At 66.8% G+C, this 16,701-nt stretch carries 16 protein-coding genes and 2 tRNA genes; 9 read left to right on the top strand and 9 right to left on the bottom strand.

Annotated elements, in window-relative coordinates:
* Window positions 1-68: 68 nt before the first annotated feature.
* From HWX00_RS03800 to HWX00_RS03810, 3 genes are read right to left on the bottom strand one after another with little or no spacing between them, the layout of a single operon-like run.
* Entirely contained in the window at window positions 69-1,223 is a 1,155-nt protein-coding gene (locus HWX00_RS03800) for an enoyl-CoA hydratase/isomerase family protein (RefSeq protein WP_175026983.1), read from the bottom strand.
* Window positions 1,224-1,254: 31 nt separating this feature from the next.
* Window positions 1,255-1,587 (bottom strand): DMT family transporter, encoded by a 333-nt coding sequence (locus HWX00_RS03805; RefSeq protein ID WP_376698763.1) that lies wholly within the window; start codon window positions 1,585-1,587, stop codon window positions 1,255-1,257.
* Window positions 1,588-1,596: 9 nt separating this feature from the next.
* Entirely contained in the window at window positions 1,597-2,094 is a 498-nt protein-coding gene (locus HWX00_RS03810; protein WP_034186990.1) for a heme-degrading domain-containing protein, read from the bottom strand.
* Window positions 2,095-2,291: 197 nt separating this feature from the next.
* Between HWX00_RS03810 and HWX00_RS03815 the strand changes: the two genes are divergently transcribed.
* The 7 genes from HWX00_RS03815 (at window position 2,292) to HWX00_RS03845 (ending at window position 7,586) form a co-directional block, all read left to right on the top strand.
* Window positions 2,292-2,368: transfer RNA gene (locus HWX00_RS03815), tRNA-Met, on the top strand.
* A gap of 186 nt (window positions 2,369-2,554) precedes the next feature.
* Window positions 2,555-3,100 carry an NUDIX hydrolase gene (locus tag HWX00_RS03820; RefSeq protein ID WP_021161562.1) on the top strand — a complete coding sequence of 182 codons (546 nt, stop codon included), beginning with the start codon at window positions 2,555-2,557 and terminating at the stop codon, window positions 3,098-3,100.
* 11 nt (window positions 3,101-3,111) lie between these two features.
* Window positions 3,112-3,876: a leucyl/phenylalanyl-tRNA--protein transferase gene (gene aat, locus HWX00_RS03825; protein ID WP_034186991.1), complete on the top strand. Its 765-nt coding sequence runs from the start codon at window positions 3,112-3,114 to the stop codon at window positions 3,874-3,876.
* 33 nt (window positions 3,877-3,909) lie between these two features.
* The gene (locus tag HWX00_RS03830; protein ID WP_034186992.1) at window positions 3,910-4,740 is read left to right on the top strand and encodes an arginyltransferase; all 831 of its coding nucleotides are present in this window, start codon (window positions 3,910-3,912) and stop codon (window positions 4,738-4,740) included.
* Between the two features lie 98 nt (window positions 4,741-4,838).
* Entirely contained in the window at window positions 4,839-5,876 is a 1,038-nt protein-coding gene (locus tag HWX00_RS03835) for a quinone-dependent dihydroorotate dehydrogenase (RefSeq protein ID WP_059234588.1), read from the top strand.
* A 100-nt stretch (window positions 5,877-5,976) separates the two neighbouring features.
* Entirely contained in the window at window positions 5,977-6,771 is a 795-nt protein-coding gene (locus HWX00_RS03840; protein ID WP_034186994.1) for a cystine ABC transporter substrate-binding protein, read from the top strand.
* A 122-nt stretch (window positions 6,772-6,893) separates the two neighbouring features.
* Window positions 6,894-7,586 carry an amino acid ABC transporter permease gene (locus HWX00_RS03845; RefSeq protein WP_034186995.1) on the top strand — a complete coding sequence of 231 codons (693 nt, stop codon included), beginning with the start codon at window positions 6,894-6,896 and terminating at the stop codon, window positions 7,584-7,586.
* A gap of 55 nt (window positions 7,587-7,641) precedes the next feature.
* Here the strand turns inward: HWX00_RS03845 and HWX00_RS03850 are convergent, their stop codons facing one another.
* From HWX00_RS03850 to rnr, 6 genes are all read right to left on the bottom strand, one after another.
* Entirely contained in the window at window positions 7,642-8,628 is a 987-nt protein-coding gene (locus HWX00_RS03850) for a Gfo/Idh/MocA family protein (RefSeq protein WP_175026984.1), read from the bottom strand.
* A 101-nt stretch (window positions 8,629-8,729) separates the two neighbouring features.
* Complete coding sequence (locus HWX00_RS03855; protein ID WP_034186997.1) at window positions 8,730-9,446, bottom strand: FadR/GntR family transcriptional regulator; 717 nt, start codon at window positions 9,444-9,446, stop codon at window positions 8,730-8,732.
* Between the two features lie 280 nt (window positions 9,447-9,726).
* Entirely contained in the window at window positions 9,727-10,422 is a 696-nt protein-coding gene (gene rpiA / locus HWX00_RS03860) for a ribose-5-phosphate isomerase RpiA (RefSeq protein ID WP_175026985.1), read from the bottom strand.
* A 91-nt stretch (window positions 10,423-10,513) separates the two neighbouring features.
* Window positions 10,514-11,386: an N-acetylmuramoyl-L-alanine amidase gene (locus HWX00_RS03865; protein ID WP_175026986.1), complete on the bottom strand. Its 873-nt coding sequence runs from the start codon at window positions 11,384-11,386 to the stop codon at window positions 10,514-10,516.
* Between the two features lie 99 nt (window positions 11,387-11,485).
* On the bottom strand, window positions 11,486-12,229 hold the full coding sequence (gene rlmB, locus HWX00_RS03870; RefSeq protein ID WP_059557800.1) for a 23S rRNA (guanosine(2251)-2'-O)-methyltransferase RlmB: 744 nt from the start codon (window positions 12,227-12,229) through the stop codon (window positions 11,486-11,488).
* 148 nt (window positions 12,230-12,377) lie between these two features.
* Window positions 12,378-14,855, bottom strand: a complete 2,478-nt coding sequence (gene rnr / locus HWX00_RS03875; protein WP_175026987.1) for a ribonuclease R — start codon at window positions 14,853-14,855, stop codon at window positions 12,378-12,380.
* A 250-nt stretch (window positions 14,856-15,105) separates the two neighbouring features.
* Between rnr and HWX00_RS03880 the strand changes: the two genes are divergently transcribed.
* Together HWX00_RS03880 and HWX00_RS03885 are read left to right on the top strand one after the other, a co-directional pair.
* Window positions 15,106-15,192, top strand: a tRNA-Leu gene (locus HWX00_RS03880).
* Window positions 15,193-15,687: 495 nt separating this feature from the next.
* A complete protein-coding gene (locus tag HWX00_RS03885) occupies window positions 15,688-16,677 on the top strand; it encodes an aliphatic sulfonate ABC transporter substrate-binding protein (protein WP_175026988.1) in 990 nt (329 codons plus the stop codon).
* Window positions 16,678-16,701 lie beyond the last annotated feature (24 nt).

Here is a 16,701-nt window from a genome sequence, read left to right on the forward strand (position 1 = left end):
AAAAGGCCGCCTGCATCCGCAGGCGGCCTTTTCGTTTCTGTCTAGCGTGCCGGCCGGCCCGACCGACGTCAGTCCTGCAGATTCCGCAGCGGATGCGTGTCCGGCGCCCACGGGCTGTCGAACATCGCGAGCACGTCGGCGCGATCGACATCGGCGGCCGACTTGAAGCGCCAGGCCGGCCGGTGATCCTTGTCGACGATCAGCGCGCGCACGCCCTCGATCACGTCGCCGCGCGCGAACGTCGAGCGCGTGAGATCGAGATCGCGCCGCAGGCAATCGGCCATCGTCGCGCCGCGTGCGCGTTCGACGACCTCGAGCGACACGGCCATCGACAGCGGAGACAGCTGTTCGCGCATCGCATGGGTCGCCTTTTCGACCCAACCGTCGACAGCCGCGCAATCCTGCTCGGCGTCGAGCGATGCGAGGATCGCGTTGACGTCGGGCTGCGCGAAATGCCGGTCGATCCCGGCGCGCGCATCGGCCAGCGCCGACGTGTCGGGCGTCGGCACGACCTTGTGCGCGGCAGCCGCCTCGGCGACGCAAGCCACCGCCCGCGCACCGCTGTCGATCGGCGCGCTGCGCAGCGTATCGAGCAGTGCCGGCAGCGCGGCATCGGGCAGATAGACGTCGGCGAGTTGCGCGTACAGCGCGTCGGCCGCGCCGAGCGCCGCACCGGTCACGGCGAGATAACGGCCGATCGCGCCGGGCGTGCGCGCGAGAAACCAGCTCATCCCGACGTCCGGGAACAGGCCGATGCGCGTTTCCGGCATCGCCATCTTGGTCGAGTCGGTCACGACGCGCAGGCCGCCCGTATGCCGCGCGGCCTGCGAAATACCCATGCCGCCGCCCATCACGACACCATGCATCAACGCGATGTACGGCTTCGGATACGTGAAGATCGCATGGTTCAGCGTGTATTCCTCGATGAAGAACGTGTCGACCGCGTCGCGGTCGCCGCGCTGCCATGCGTCGTGGAAGAAACGCACGTCGCCGCCCGCGCAGAACGCGCGCGGGTGCGGGCTGTGCACGACGACGGCGACGACTTCGGGATCGTTGCGCCACGCGTCGAGTGCCTGCTGCATCAGCCGGATCATGCCGACCGACAGCGCATTCAGCGCCTTCGGCCGGTTCAGCTCGAGAAAGCCGATGCGGTTCGCGACATACGCGTGGACGTCGGGCCGGACGGATTCGGCGGTAGCAACGGCGGAAGTGGAATCGGTCATGGAAGTCATCCGGCAAACGGCAGTCGCACGGTCAGTGCGCCTGCATCTTCGAGAACAGGTTCAGTACCACGACGCCCGAGATGATCAGCCCGAGGCCGATCACCGCCGGCAGGTCAGGCACCTGACGATAGAGCAGCATCGCGACGAGCGTGATCAGCACGATGCCGGCGCCCGACCAGACTGCATAGATGATGCCGACGGGCATCGTGCGCAACGTGAGCGACAGACAGTAGAACGCGATGCCGTAACCGGCGACGACGAGCGCCGACGGCCAGAAGCGCGTGAAGCCGTCCGCCGCGCGCAACGCGGACGTGCCGACCACTTCCGCGACGATCGCGATCGCGAGCCATGCATAACCGGGCAGTTGCATCGCTCAGCTCCTGGCGAGGGCCAGCACGGCGTAGTCGTGGCCGAGCTCCGCGCACAGCGCCTCGACGACGAACTCGTGATCCGCGCGCTGCGGCAGCCCCGACGCGGTGATCGAGCCGATCACGCCGGCGCCGGCGACGGTCAGCGGGAACGAGCCGCCGTGCGGCGCATATTCGGCGATCGGCAGCCCGTGCTTGTCCGCGAGCGTGGCGCCGGCCTGCTGCATGCGCAGGCCGATCGCGTACGAGCTGCGGCGGAAATGCGCGACGACGTTGCGCTTGCGGCGCACCCAGTCGGCGTTGTCGGGCGTCGCGCCGGCGAGCGCCGCGTAGAACAGCGGCTGGCCGAACGTGACGATGTCGATCGCGATCGCATGGCCGCGCGTCGTCGCGAGCGCATGCATCCGGTTGCCGAGCGCCCATGCGCGCGCGGGATCGAAATGGGGAAACACGAGCGCCTGTTCCTGCGCGCCGATCGATTGCAGATCGTGAGCGATGTCCATGAATCCGTCGATACAGTAAAGGGAGCCGCAACGGCGCCGACGCGATCGCGCACGGCCCTGCTGCCGGGATGACGACACAAACCGCTCGATTCTAGCGCACGCGCTCCACGTACCGTCCCTACGAGACGCGACACGCGATTGTCAGAAAGTGCTTGCATGCCCTGGGGTAACTCCTTATAATTCATTTCTTCGACGGACGCGGGGTGGAGCAGTCTGGCAGCTCGTCGGGCTCATAACCCGAAGGTCGTAGGTTCAAATCCTACCCCCGCAACCAACCCGTCCAGCATTCCGCAAAAAGCCCGGCCTCGTGCCGGGCTTTTTGTTTTTCCGCGCCCGGGCACGGCACCCTTTTCGCGCACGCGCACCTCCGCTTCGCGCGACATGCCGCCCGCATGCGCAGGCGTTCTGGAATGGCGTGCCCCGGTGATACACTCGCATCACCTCGTCCCTTCCACTCGACATGAAATTCTGCTCCGTCTGCGGTCACGAAGTCATCGCGCGCATTCCTCCGGGCGACAACCGCGAGCGCTTCGTCTGCGATCACTGCGGCACGATCCACTACCAGAATCCGCGCAACGTCGTCGGCACGGTCCCGGTCTGGGGCGACCAGATCCTGCTGTGTCGCCGCGCGATCGAACCGCGCTACGGATTCTGGACGCTGCCGGCAGGCTTCATGGAAATGGGCGAAACGACGGCCGAAGCCGCCGCGCGCGAAACGCTCGAGGAAGCCGGCGCACGCGTCGAGGTGCAGAACCTGTTCACGCTGCTCAATGTGCCGCACGTGCACCAGGTCCACCTGTTCTACCTCGCGCGGCTCACCGATCCGGGGTTCGAAGCCGGCGAGGAAAGCCTCGAAGTGAAGCTGTTCGACGAAGCCGACATTCCGTGGGACGAGATCGCGTTCCCGACCGTCAGCCAGACCCTGCGTTTCTTCTTCGCCGATCGCGCCGCCGGTGATTACGGCGTGCACACCGGCGACATCTTCCGCTCGCTGCGCAACGGCTGAGCCCGCGCCCCATGGTCCCCTGGCTCGGCCCGGACGATCCGTTTCCGCCCATCGAGCGCGCGCTCGGCCCCGCGACCGGCGCGCCCGGGCTGCTGGCCGCGAGCGCAGACCTGCTGCCGTCGCGCCTCATCGAGGCGTACCTGCGCGGCATTTTCCCGTGGTACTCGGACGGCCAGCCCGTGCTGTGGTGGAGCCCCGATCCGCGCATGATCCTCGTGCCGGCCGAATTCAAGGTGTCGCCGTCGCTGCGCAAGACGCTGAAGCGCGTGCTGCGCGATCCCGAATGGGAAGTGCGGGTCGACCACGACTTTCCGGGCGTGATGCGCGCCTGTGCGCAGGCGCCGCGGCGCGGGCAACGCGGCACGTGGATCACGGCCGAGATCATCGACGCGTATACGTCGCTCTACCGCTCCGGCAACGCGCACAGCATCGAGACGTGGCACGACGGACGCCGCGTCGGCGGCCTGTACGGCGTGTCGTTCGGGCGGATGTTTTTCGGCGAGTCGATGTATGCGGACGTGACCGACGCGTCGAAAATCGCGCTGGCCGCGCTCATCGCGCACCTTCGCGAGCAGGGGCTGGAGATGATAGACTGCCAGCAGAATACGTCGCATCTAGCGTCGCTCGGCGGCCGCGAGATCGCACGCAAGGCGTTTGTCGCTCACGTGCGCAGCGCGGTGGCCGAACCGCCGATTCCGTGGCAGTTCGACAAGCGCGTGCTCGCCGCGCTGACGGGCTCCGCCGAGAAGGCGGCGCCCTCCGGGATCGAGCGCTAGCGCGGCACTCCTTCCCTGCATCGAGAGCTGCCCATGACTCACCCGACTGAGCTGCCGCTTTCACCGCTTTCGGCGCTGCAATTCTATGCAACGGCGCCCTATCCGTGCAGCTATCTGGACGGTCGCATCGCGCGCTCGCAAGTCGCGACGCCGAGCCACCTGATCAATTCCGACATCTACACCGAACTCGTGAAGGCCGGCTTCCGCCGCTCGGGCGTGTTCACGTATCGCCCGTACTGCGACGGCTGCCGCGCATGCGTGCCGGTGCGCGTCCCCGTGGGCGCGTTCGCGCCGTCGCGCACGCAGCGCAGGATGTGGAAGCGCCACCGCGCGCTGATCGCGACGGTTTCGCCGCTGCACTACGACGAAGAGCACTACGCGCTCTACATGCGCTACCAGTCCGCGCGCCACGCGGGCGGCGGCATGGATCGCGACAGCCGCGACCAGTACGAGCAGTTCCTGCTGCAGAGCCGGATCAACTCGCGCCTCGTCGAATTCCGCGACCTCGACGCGCCGGGCGGCGAACCCGGCAAGCTGCGCATGGTCAGCATGATCGACATCCTCGGCGACGGGCTGTCGTCGGTTTACACATTCTTCGAGCCCGACGACCGGCATACGAGCTACGGCACCTACAACATCCTGTGGCAGATCGAGCAGGCGAAGAGCCTCGACCTGCCGTACGTGTACCTCGGCTACTGGATCCGCGAGAGCCCGAAGATGGCGTACAAGGCGAACTTCCACCCGCTCGAGGGGCTGATCGACGGCCGCTGGAAGACGCTCGATCCGGAACGGATCGACCTGCCGCCCGTCGACGCGGCGCTGGCCCGCGCGCCGTTGCCGGGCGGGCATTCCGGCTCGGGTTGACGCACGCGGCGGGGGCTACGAAGCGAAGCACGCCCCTGCCGCGCAACTCCCGGTAAAATAGCGGGTTGTCATTCATTCCGGCTGCCCGCCCCATTCCCGTGTTCAGTTCCCTCTATCCGCTGGCCCGCGCATCCCTGTTCAAAATGGATGCGGAAGATGCTCACCACCTCACGCTGCGCGCGCTCGGCGCGGCCGGCCGCACGGGCCTCGCCTGCGCGCTGTCGGCCCGCGTGCCCGACGCACCGCGCACCGTGATGGGGCTCACGTTCCGCAACCCGGTCGGCCTCGCGGCCGGCCTCGACAAGGACGGCGCGGCCATCGACGGCCTCGCGGCGCTCGGCTTCGGCTTCATCGAGGTCGGCACGGTCACGCCGCGCGCGCAGCCGGGCAACCCGCGCCCACGGATGTTCCGCCTGCCGCAAGCCGAAGCGCTGATCAACCGGATGGGCTTCAACAACCATGGCGTCGACCAGTTCGTGAAGAACGTCCAGGCCGCCCGCTATCGCGGCATTCTCGGCCTGAACATCGGCAAGAACGCCGACACGCCGATCGAGCGCGCCGCCGAGGACTACCTGTACTGCCTCGAGCGCGTATACCCGTTCGCGAGCTACGTGACGATCAACATTTCGTCGCCGAACACGAAGAACCTGCGCCAGCTGCAGGGCGCCGGCGAACTCGACGCACTGCTCGCCGCGCTGAAGGACAAGCAGCAGCGCCTCGCCGACCTGCACGGCAAGCTCGTGCCGCTCGCGCTGAAGATCGCCCCCGATCTCGACGACGAACAGGTCAAGGAAATCGGCGACACGCTGCTGCGCCACAAGATCGAAGCGGTCATCGCCACCAACACGACGCTGTCGCGCGCGGCCGTCCAGGGCCTGCCGCATGCGGACGAAGCCGGCGGCCTGTCGGGCCGCCCCGTGTTCGACGCGTCGAACGAAGTGATCCGCAAGCTGCACGCGGAAGTCGGCAACGACGTGCCGATCATCGGCGTCGGCGGCATTTTCTCGGGCGAGGACGCCCGCGCGAAGCTCGCGGCCGGCGCGGCGCTCGTCCAGCTTTACACGGGCTTCATCTATCGCGGCCCGGCGCTCGTGTCGGAATGCGTGAAGGCGATCGCCCGCGAGCGCACCGCGTAATATAGACATAAACAAACTATATTTAATGATCGATAGCGTTTTTGCTATCATCGGCCTCACTATCAGAATCATTGACCCGGACAGGGCAAGGACACACACGATGAAATTTTCGCTGCTGAAGAAGCTGCTGGTTGCCGGCCTGGTCGGCACGTCGTTCGCCGCCGCGACCGCGCACGCGGCCGACCTCCTCGACCAGGTCAAACAGCGCGGCACGCTGCGCGTCGGCCTCGAAGGCACGTTCCCCCCGTTCAACTCGAAGAACCCGCAAGGCGAACTCGTCGGCTTCGACGTCGACATCGCGAAGGCCGTCGCCGCGAAGCTCGGCGTGAAGGCCGAATTCGTGACGACCGAATGGAGCGGCATCATCGCGGGCCTGCAGGCCGGCAAGTTCGACGTGATCGCCAACCAGGTCGGCATCACCGACAAGCGCAAGGAAACGCTCGACTTCTCGCCGGCGTACACGTTCTCGTCCGCGCAGCTGATCCAGCGCAAGGACGACACGCGCGAGTTCAAGTCGCTGGACGACCTGAAGGGCAAGAAGCTCGGCGTCGCGCTCGGCACCAACTACATGGACATGGCGAAGTCGGTGCCCGGCATCGACGTGAAGACGTACCCGGGCGCGCCCGAGTACCTGCGCGACCTCGCCGCCGGCCGCCTCGACGCGGCGCTCAACGACCGCCTGATGCTCGCGTACCTGACGAAGAACGCGCAGCTGCCGCTGCGCCCGGGCGCGAACGTCGGCTCGGCGAACCCGTCGGGCATCCCGTTCAAGAAGGGCAACCCGAAGTTCCAGAAGGCGATCGACGACGCGATGACGCAACTCGAGGCCGACGGCACGTTCACGAAGATCTCGGACAAGTGGTTCGGCATCGACGTGACCAAACCGATCAAGTAAGCACGCCTGCATGTCCCGCCTGACGGCGGGCCGGAAAGGGCGGCATCCGTCACGATGCCGCCCTTTGTTTTATGCGTCCGGTTTATGATTGCGCTTTCGCGCACGCATTCGATTCGTACTCCATGTCGACAACGTCCCTGCTCGTCCAATCGCTGCCGGTGCTCGCCCAGGGCGCCGTCCTGACCGTCAAGTTCGCCGTGCTGTCGATGGTGTTCGGCCTGCTTGGCGCCGTCGTGCTCGCGATGATGGGCATCCGGCAAAGCGAAGCGCTCGACGGCTTCGAACGCGTCTGGGTCAACGCGCTCGCGTGGCTCGCGCGCGGGTATGTGAGCCTGATGCGCGGCACGCCGCTGCTCGTGCAGATCTTCGTCATCTACTACGGGCTGCCGAGCCTCGGCATCTCGCTCGACCCGACGCCGGCCGGCGTCATTGCGCTGTCCGCGAACGTCGCGGCTTACATGTCCGAAAGCATGCGCGGCGCCATCAACGGGATCGCGCGCGGCCAATGGCTCGCCGCGTACAGCCTCGGGCTGTCGTGGGGGCAGACGCTGCGCTACGTGATCGGCCCGCAGGCGCTGCGCATCGCGGTGCCAAGCCTGTCGAACAGCCTGATCAGCCTGATCAAGGACACGTCGCTCGTCTCCGTGATCACCGTGACCGAACTGCTGCGCAGCGCGCAGGAAGTGATCGCGGCGACCTATCAGCCGCTGCCGCTCTACCTCGCCGCCGCGGCCGTGTACTGGATCCTGTGCCAGATCCTCGAATGGGTGCAGCGCTGGTACGAAAAGCGCCTGTCGCTGCCGTCGCGGCACTGAGCGCACGCGCTCCCGCCGGGGTGCGCATGCGCGCCCCGCCCCCTCTCCTTCCCGCTTACTCGCCCGAATAGCGCACGCCGAGCGCGGCGCGCGCCGCATCGGTCATCGCGATCATCCGCCGCGAATGGTCGTGCGTCATGATCGGGCTTTCCGTTTCGCCCGCGCGCAGCAGGTCGCAGAAATGCGCGGTCTCGTAGTTCAACCCGCCGCCCTCGGCCGGCGCGTCGAGTTCGACGGTACGCCCGTCCGCATAGCAAATCGTCGCGCGCGCCGGGTTCCACCACTTCTCGTGAATCGTCACGTGGCCGCCGGCCGCGGCGATCAGCGCGTCGCCGCGCCCCATCACGTCGAGTCCGCAAAAGAGCTGGGCGATCCCGCCGTTCGCATGCACGCTGTTCAGGCTCGCGAACAGGTCGACGCCCGTCGCGCCGACGCGGCCGAGCGTCTGCACGTCGAGCGCCGCCCCGAGCCAGTCGACCGCGAGAAACGCCTCGTAGATCCCGATATCGAGCAGCGCACCGCCCGCGCGATCGAGGCGGTAGACGGAGTGGTCGTCCGGCACCGACGACGATGCGCATCCTGCCCGGACGAGCCGGATCTCGCCGATCGGGTCGTTGCGCAGATGCGCACGCAATTGACGGTACAGCGGAAAGAACGGCGGCTTCATCGCTTCCATGAACAGCCGCCCGGCCTCGCTTGCCGCCTGCAGCACGGTGTCGAGCTGCGCCGCGTTCAGCGTCGCGGGCTTTTCGCACAGCACGGCCTTGCCGGCGGCCAGCGCGGCCAGCGCGTACTGCGCATGACTGTCATGGAGCGTCGCGATGTAGACCGCGTCGATATCGCTCGCGAGGAGCGCGTCGAGGCTCGCGGCAGGCGTACCGCCGCAAGTCCCGCAAAAGGCGGCCGCGGCGTCGGCGCGGCGAGCCCAGGCACCGGCGAGCGTGGCACCCGGCACGTGCGCGAGGCTTTGCGCGAAGCGGCGCGCAATGCTGCCCGCGCCGACGATGCCGAAGCGCACCGGGCGATGGTCGTTGTCGTTCATCCTGATCTTCCGTGTCGGTCGTATGACGGTAGCCGGCACGCTGCCGGCCGGCCGTCATGATAAACGGCCCGGCGGCACACGGATGAGCGACACGCGCAACGTCAGGCGCGCACGGGCACGTCGACCGAGAAATCGCGCGAAATTTCGTCGGCGCTGAAATCGATCAGCGCGAGCGACGCCGCCTCGGCCTCGCGCGGGTCGCGCCGCTCGATCGCATCGACGACGCGCGCATGCGCCTTCACCGCGATCTCGTGCGCCCCTTCCTTCTGCACGACGCGCGGGTTCACGAGGCGCACCGCACCGCGCACGATCGCCGCCATCTGCTGGAAGAACTGGTTGCCGCTGGCCTGGACGATCCGCGTATGCAGCAACTCGTCCGCCGTGTCGTAGCCGGAATCCCCCGGCTGCAGCACCTTGAACGCATCGAACGCTTCGCGAATGCCCGCGATGTCGGTCGCCGTCGCACGCACCGCCGCCTGCGCGGTCGCACGTGGCTCGATCAGCATCCGAAACTCGATGACGTCGCGCATGAATTGCGGGTCGGGTTTCGCCCGAAATCGCCAGCTCACGACGTCTTCGTCGATCATGCGCCAGTCGCGCATCGGGCGCACACGCGTGCCGACTTTCGGGCGCACGTCGAGCATGTCGCGCGCAAGCAACATCGACAATGCTTCCCGCATCACCGTACGACTCACATCGAACTCTTTCGACAGCACGTCTTGCGGCGGCAAGATGCCGCCATACTTGTCCTCGACGATACCCGAGACAAGCCCATCCATCACTTTGGCGACCAGTGACCGGTCTTTGCCCTGCTCCATGACACCTCCCCGTGCGTCGATTTGCGAACACCTGCTCCGCAGTTCCGCCGGCCCTGGTTACCACTGTTCTTATGATCTATAAGTTGATGAGTTCGACGATATTCCGCTATCTGGTAAACACCTGACAGGGTTATCCCTCTTTTTTGACGAGGTGATTTATACGGCTAAAAAAAAAGCCCGGGAAGCGCGCTGCGCTTGCCGGGCCCCGATTTCCACAAGATTTAAACCTTCAGTCCATTAATGATCGACAACGCCGTTACGGACTGCTTCTCATTCAGGTTCAGCCAGCCGGATAAACGATCGTTTCAACGCCGTTTTCCGTGCCAAGCAAGCACAGATTCGCGCCGCGCCCGGCGAACAGGCCGACCGTCACGACGCCCGGCCATGCATTCACCTGCGCTTCGAAACCGCGCGGATCGGCGATCTGCAGCCCCTTCACGTCGATGATCTCGTTGCCGTTGTCGGTGATGTACGGTGCGCCGTCCTTCGTCACGCGCAGCACGGGCACGCCGCCGAGCGCGGCGACGCGCCGGCCGATCGCCGTGCGCGCCATCGGCACGACCTCGATCGGGAGCGGGAACGCGCCGAGCACCGGCACGCGCTTGCTGCCGTCCGCGATGCAGACGAACGTGTCGGCCACCGACGCGACGATCTTCTCGCGCGTCAGCGCGCCGCCACCGCCCTTGATCATCGCGCCGCTCGCGTCGATCTCGTCGGCGCCGTCGACGTACACCTGCAGCGAGTCGACCTCGTTCAGGTCGAACACCTTGATGCCGTGCGCTTTCAGGCGCTCGGTCGTCGCGACCGAGCTCGATACGGCGCCGCGATAGCGCGACTTGACGACGGCGAGCGCGTCGATGAAGCAGTTGGCGGTCGAGCCGGTGCCGACGCCGATCACGGCGCCTTGCGGCACGTTCTGGATCACGTAGTCGGCGGCGGCCTGGCCGACGAGGCGTTTGAGTTCGTCTTGAGTCATGGCGTGGTAATGCTGCGGGATTGCGAAAAACCGCCAGTTTACCGGAGTCGGGGGACGGCCCGTGTTTTTCGGCGTGCGACGCGCCGCGTGTTCACGGTGCGCCGGACGCGGGGGCGTCATCCGCCGGCTGCGTGCCGGGGAAGTACTTGTCGAGCAACGCCTGTGCGATCGCGTCGGTTTCGGCGTCCGGATTGCCTGCATAGTCGGACGGCCGGAAATGCATCTGGAACGCGGCGAACACGCGCCGCGTGCGCACATCGAGCATTCCGTCGGTCGGCACGTCGTAGCCGTAGCGGGCGAGCTTGAGCTGCAGTTCACGCACGTCGACCGGCGCGCGCGGGTCGCGGCCGCCGAGCCGCGCGACCACGGTCGCCCCGTCCGGCCACGCGCCGACACCGGCCTGCGCCAGCGCATGCCACGGGAACAGCGGCCCCGGATCGATCTTGCGTTGCGGCGCGATGTCGCTGTGCCCGACCACGCGTGTCGGCGGGATGCCGTAGCGCGCGACGATGTCCTTCGACAGGTCGATCAATGCGACGACCTGCTCGGGGGGATACGGCTGCCAGGTGCGATTCTGCGGATCGAGCGGGCCGCGGTTCACGTTCTCGATGCCGATCGACACCGCGTTCAGCTCGGTCGTGCCTTGCCATTCACTCACGCCCGCGTGCCAGGCGCGCTGCGCTTCCGGCACGAGCTGATAGACGACGGGCATCCCGCGCTCGATGCGCGGCTGCGGCGGGACGACGTAATGCACGCTGACCGAATCGCCCGTCAGCGTGCGCAACGACTTCGCCTCGTCGCTTTCGGTGTAGTGCATCACGAGAAAGCGAACCCGCGAATCGGCGCCGCGCGCATGCAGGCTCGTGTCGGCGTAGTAGGTCCCGCGTTCGACGAGCGACGGCGACGTGCAGGCCGCCAGCAGGCACAGCACGGCGCAGGAGGCGCCAACACGGAGCAGGGTCATCGGTCGCGGGTTCCGGAGAGCCGCGTGCCGCACCCCATCACGGCACGCGTCGTTCGGGTCATTCGAAGCCCCGCGCGGCTCGCGCGGGACGGGCGGGCGTCAGCCCTTCGCGCGCCGCTGGCGCACGGCCTCGTACAGGCACACGCCGCTCGCGACCGACACGTTCAGGCTTTCCACGCTGCCGGCCATCGGGATGCTCATCACTTCGTCGCAGGTGTCGCGCGTAAGCCGGCGCATGCCTTCGCCTTCGGCGCCCATCACGAGCGCGACGGGGCCGTCGAGCTTGGTCTCGTAGAGCGTCGCCGGCGCCTCGTCCGACGTGCCGATGACCCACACGCCGGCTTCCTTCAGCTCGCGCAGCGCGCGGGCGAGGTTCGTCACCGTGATGTACGGCACCGTGTCGGCCGCGCCGCTCGCCACCTTGGCCGCCGTCGCGTTCAGGCCGACTGCGCGGTCGCGCGGGGCGATCACCGCATGCGCGCCGGCCGAATCGGCGACACGCAGGCACGCGCCGAGGTTGTGCGGATCGGTGACGCCGTCGAGCACGAGCAGCAGCGCGGGACCCTGGATGCCGTCGAGCAGCTCCGACAGGTTCTGCGCAAGCGGCATGTCCTCGACCCGCGCGACAACGCCCTGGTGGCGCTCGGTGTGCGCGAGGCCCCACAGGCGCGTTTCGTCGGCTGCAATCAATCGCACGCCCGCTTCCTTCGCGGCGTGCAGGAAGTCCTGCATGCGGCGGTCGCGGCGCGTCTGGTCGTACAGCACCTCCGCAACCGTCGATGCATCGTGCCGCAAACGTGCGGTCACCGCATGAAAACCGTAAAGAACCTTCAGACGTGACATGACTGGAACAACCTTCGATCAAACGTGCGGCCGCGCGACACGCGCAGCCGCGATCCATGGAAAAGGAAAGCGCCGCGTTGCCGGCCGATGACCGGTGACGCGGCGTCTCTCGATACTGCGGAGCGTGCGCTTGCGACGCCCCGAACGCTCAATACTTCTTGCGGGCGCGAGTCTTCTTCGCGGTCGGCTTCGCGGGCGCACCGCTCCCGCCACCGCCCTTCTTCTTCGCGGCGGCGCGCGCGGCACGCGCGTCCTTCACCGCGACGCTCGGCGCGCTCGCGGCCTGCTTGCGACGCGGCGCCGACTCTTCCGACGGCGGCAGCACGCGCACGCGCGGACCGTTGCCGTTGCGATCGGCACCGGCGGCAGCCGGCGCGGGCGACGGACGCGGCGCCTTCACCGGCGTATCGCGCACGAGGCGGAAGTCGATCTTGCGCGCGTCGAGATCGACGCGGCTCACCTGGACGCGCACGCGATCCGACAGGCGATAGCGGATGCCCGTCCGCTCGCCGCGCAGTTCGTTCTTGATCTCGTCGTACTGGAAGTAGTCCGAGCCGAGTTCCGTGACGTGCACGAGCCCTTCGATGAACAGCGTGTCGAGCTGCACGAAGATGCCGAACGACGTGACGCCGTTCACCATCCCGCCGTACTCCTCGCCGAGCTTGTCGCGCATGAAGTAGCACTTGAGCCATGCCTCGACGTCGCGCGACGCTTCGTCCGCACGACGTTCGTTCGCCGAGCAGTGCAGGCCGAGTTCTTCCCAGATCGCCGTGTTCGAGCGCGAGCGGCCGCGCGATTCGTCGTCGGCCTGCTGCATGGCGCGCGCGCGCGGCGACAGCGCGGTGTTCAGCTCGAAGCCGTCCGGCGCCTTCGGCACGTACTTCTTGCCCGACAGGATCGCGTAGATCGCACGGTGCGTGAGCAAGTCCGGATAACGGCGGATCGGGCTCGTGAAGTGCGCGTACGCGTCGTAGGCGAGGCCGAAGTGGCCGATGTTGTCCGGGCTGTAGACGGCCTGTTGCATCGAGCGCAGCAGCATCGGCTGCAGCATCTGCGCATCGGGCCGGTCGCGGATCTGCGCCATCAGTGCCGCGTAGTCGCTCGCATGCGGCTTGTCGCCGCCACCGAGCGACAGGCCCATGCCGCGCAGGAAGGCACGCAGGTTCTCGAGCTTCTCCGGCGTCGGCCCCGCGTGCACGCGGTACAGGCCCGGATGCTTGTTGCGCTTCAGGAAGTCGGCCGCACAGACGTTCGCGGCCAGCATGCATTCCTCGATCAGCTTGTGTGCGTCGTTGCGCTGGCGCGGCACGATCTGCTCGATCTTGCCCTGCGAGTTGCAGACGATGTAGGTCTCGGTCGTATCGAAGTCGATCGCACCGCGTTTCTGGCGTGCGGCGAACAGCGACTTGTAGACGCCGTACAGATCCTGCAGGTGCGGCAACAGGTCGGCGCGGCGCGCGGCCTCCGGCCCCTTCGTGTTCGACAGCACGGCCGCGACCTCGGTGTACGTGAGGCGTGCAGCCGAATGGATCACGGCCGGATAGAACTGGTAGGCCTTGATCTCGCCGCGCGCGGTGATCACCATGTCGCACGCGAGCACGCAGCGGTCGACGTGCGGATTCAGCGAGCACAGGCCGTTCGACAGCTTCTCCGGCAGCATCGGGATCACGCGGCGCGGGAAATAGACCGAGGTGCTGCGTTCGAGCGCATCGGCGTCGAGGCCCGTGCCCGGCTGGACGTAGTGCGACACGTCGGCGATCGCGACGATCAGCCGGAAGCCGTCGCCACGGCCGACCTTGACCGGCTCGCAGTACACGGCGTCGTCGAAGTCGCGGGCGTCCTCGCCGTCGATCGTCACGAGCGGCACGTCGCGCAGATCGACGCGGAAACGCAGGTCGCCCGGCCGGACCTTGTCCGGCAACCCGGCGGCTTCGTCGAGCGCCGGCTGGCTGAATTCGTGCGGCACGCCGTACTTGCGCACCGCGATTTCGATTTCCATGCCCGGATCGTCGATGTCGCCGAGCACTTCGACGACACGGCCGAGCGGCTGCGAATGACGGCTCGGGAAATCGGTCAGCTCGACGACGACGACCTGCCCGACCTTCGCCTTCTTCACGTTCTGCGTGATCAGGATGTCGTGGCCGATGCGCTTGTCTTCCGGCGCGACGATCAGCGCACCGTTCTCGTTGAGCAGGCGGCCGATCACGCGCTTGTTCGCGCGTTCGGTGACTTCGACGACATGCCCTTCCGGGCGGCCGCGGCGATCGTAGCCGACGATCCGCGCGAGGACGCGGTCGTTGTGCATCACCTTCTGCATTTCGCCGTTCGGCAGGAACAGATCGTCCTGGCCGTCGTCGCGGATCACGAACCCGTAGCCGTCGCGATGCCCCTGCACGCGCCCGGCGACGAAGTTCGACGGATGGGTCAACTGGTAATGGCCGCGCTTGTCGAGGCGGATCTGGCCGTCGCGCTCCATCGCGGCGACACGCCGGAAGAACCCCTCGCGCTCCTGACGCTTGATCGACAGGGCCTCGGCGATGTCGTTGGCAGCCAGCGGCGCGTCGCTCGTACGCAGCACGCCGAGAATTTCTTCACGGCTCGGAATGGGGTACGGATATTTGCTCAAGGGTTTGTCGATGATTGTTCTCGTTGCGTTGACTGATGGTGCACGGCATCAACATAGAGGTGTCCGTCAGACAGTTCTATATTGACGGCGGCGGGTCATTCTATCACCCGCCTGAGTCGCCAAATGACGGGAATGCCGCGAGCGGGCGCGACAGCAGCCGGTTTGCGATGCATCGCAAAAAAGTGTTGACACGAATAATTGGGGCGCTATAATTTTGCTTCTTTGCAGCAAGCAGCTCACTGCAAAACGTGCCCAGGTGGCGGAATTGGTAGACGCACTAGGTTCAGGTCCTAGCGGTGGCAACATCGTGGAGGTTCGAGTCCTCTCCTGGGCACCACTTGATTTATAAAAAAGGTCGGCTTCTAGCCGGCCTTTTTCATTTTCAGCCCAGGAAGCAAAGCGCCTGCGCGCTTTGCGCGAGGACTCGAAGGGCTGCGCTTGCAAGCGCAGCCGGGGTCGCGCCCGTGTGACCGAGTCCTCTCCTGGGCACCACTTGATTTATAAAAAAGGTCGGCTTCTGCCGGCCTTTTTCATTTTCAGCCCAGGAAGCAAAGCGCCTGCGCGCTTTGCGCGAGGACTCGAAGGGCTGCGCTTGCAAGCGCAGCCGGGGTCGCGCCCGTGTAACCGAGTCCTCTCCTGGGCACCACTTGATTTATAGAAAAGGTCGGCTTCTGCCGGCCTTTTTTCATTTCGGCACCCGCATCGCGGCGACTGCCGTCGGCCCTTATGTCGGCCATTCCGATCGATAGCAGAATTTATCGCTTATCAATCGCCCTCCCCGTTGCTACGTTAGCCGCCTTGCTTTCAATGCATCCAACGAGGAGCACGATTCATGACGTCGATGAACCGCCGCGCATTCGCGCGCGCGATGCTGGCCGCCGGCCTCACTGTCGCGGGCGTCAGGGCCCGCGCCGAGAACACGCCCGCGACGCTGCGCATCGGCTACCAGAAATCTTCGACGCTCATCACGTTACTGAAGACACGCGGCACGCTCGAGCAGGCGCTGACACCGCTCGGCCTGCGCGTGTCGTGGCATGAATTCGCGAGCGGATTGCCGCTGACCGAAGCGCTCAACGTCGGCGCCGTCGATTTCAGCGCCGACGTGGCCGACACGGTTCCGGTCTTCGCGCAGGCAGCCCATGCGCGTTTCGTGTACGTCGCGCAGGAAGCACCTTCGCCGAAAGCGCAGGCGATCGTCGTGAAGCAGGACAGCGCGCTGCACACGCTCGCCGATCTCAAGGGCAAACGCATCGCGGTCACGAAGGCGGCCGGCAGCCACTACCTGCTGCTCGCGGCGCTCGCACGCGCGAAGCTCGCGCCCGCCGATACAGCGATCCACTACCTGACGCCTGCGGATGGGCGCGCGGCGTTCGAGCGCGGCAGCGTGGATGCATGGATCACGTGGGATCCCTATGTCGCATCGGTCGACCGGAATCCCGACGTGCGGATTCTCGCCGACGGCGAGGGGCTCGCATCGTACCAGCGCTACTACCTCGCCTCGAGCAGTTTCGCGACCGCGCGACCCGACGTCGTCCAGGTCCTGTTCGACCAACTGTCGCAGGCCGGCACGTGGCTGCGTGACCACCCGCAGGACGCCGCGAACACACTCGCGCCGATCTGGGGGCTCGACGCGGCAACGATCGCGCGCGCAAACGCGCGGCGCAGCTATCTCGTCCGCACCGTGGTCGCGCAAAACTTCAGCGAACAACAGAAGATCGCCGACACCTTCCTCGCGGCGGGACTGCTGCCCGCCCGCGTCGATACGGAACAGGCGTTGCGCTGGAATTTCGCGGCAAAGCGTGCGGAGCCGGTCGGCGCGTGAAGCCCTGCCGCGCAAGCGCAAATA

The sequence above is a fragment of the Burkholderia seminalis DSM 23518 genome, assembly GCF_902832885.1.
Taxonomy (GTDB): Bacteria; Pseudomonadota; Gammaproteobacteria; order Burkholderiales; family Burkholderiaceae; genus Burkholderia; species Burkholderia seminalis.

Coding starts and splice junctions, on each gene's coding strand:
- rlmB (WP_059557800.1), bottom strand. CDS start 12,229: ATGTCACGTCTGAAGGTTCTTTACGGTTTTCATGCGGTGACCGCACGT.
- HWX00_RS03800 (WP_175026983.1), bottom strand. CDS start 1,223: ATGACCGATTCCACTTCCGCCGTTGCTACCGCCGAATCCGTCCGGCCC.
- HWX00_RS03885 (WP_175026988.1), top strand. CDS start 15,688: ATGACGTCGATGAACCGCCGCGCATTCGCGCGCGCGATGCTGGCCGCC.
- HWX00_RS03820 (WP_021161562.1), top strand. CDS start 2,555: ATGAAATTCTGCTCCGTCTGCGGTCACGAAGTCATCGCGCGCATTCCT.
- HWX00_RS03855 (WP_034186997.1), bottom strand. CDS start 9,446: ATGGAGCAGGGCAAAGACCGGTCACTGGTCGCCAAAGTGATGGATGGG.
- aat (WP_034186991.1), top strand. CDS start 3,112: ATGGTCCCCTGGCTCGGCCCGGACGATCCGTTTCCGCCCATCGAGCGC.
- HWX00_RS03810 (WP_034186990.1), bottom strand. CDS start 2,094: ATGGACATCGCTCACGATCTGCAATCGATCGGCGCGCAGGAACAGGCG.
- HWX00_RS03840 (WP_034186994.1), top strand. CDS start 5,977: ATGAAATTTTCGCTGCTGAAGAAGCTGCTGGTTGCCGGCCTGGTCGGC.
- HWX00_RS03845 (WP_034186995.1), top strand. CDS start 6,894: ATGTCGACAACGTCCCTGCTCGTCCAATCGCTGCCGGTGCTCGCCCAG.
- rpiA (WP_175026985.1), bottom strand. CDS start 10,422: ATGACTCAAGACGAACTCAAACGCCTCGTCGGCCAGGCCGCCGCCGAC.
- HWX00_RS03850 (WP_175026984.1), bottom strand. CDS start 8,628: ATGAACGACAACGACCATCGCCCGGTGCGCTTCGGCATCGTCGGCGCG.
- HWX00_RS03865 (WP_175026986.1), bottom strand. CDS start 11,386: ATGACCCTGCTCCGTGTTGGCGCCTCCTGCGCCGTGCTGTGCCTGCTG.
- HWX00_RS03830 (WP_034186992.1), top strand. CDS start 3,910: ATGACTCACCCGACTGAGCTGCCGCTTTCACCGCTTTCGGCGCTGCAA.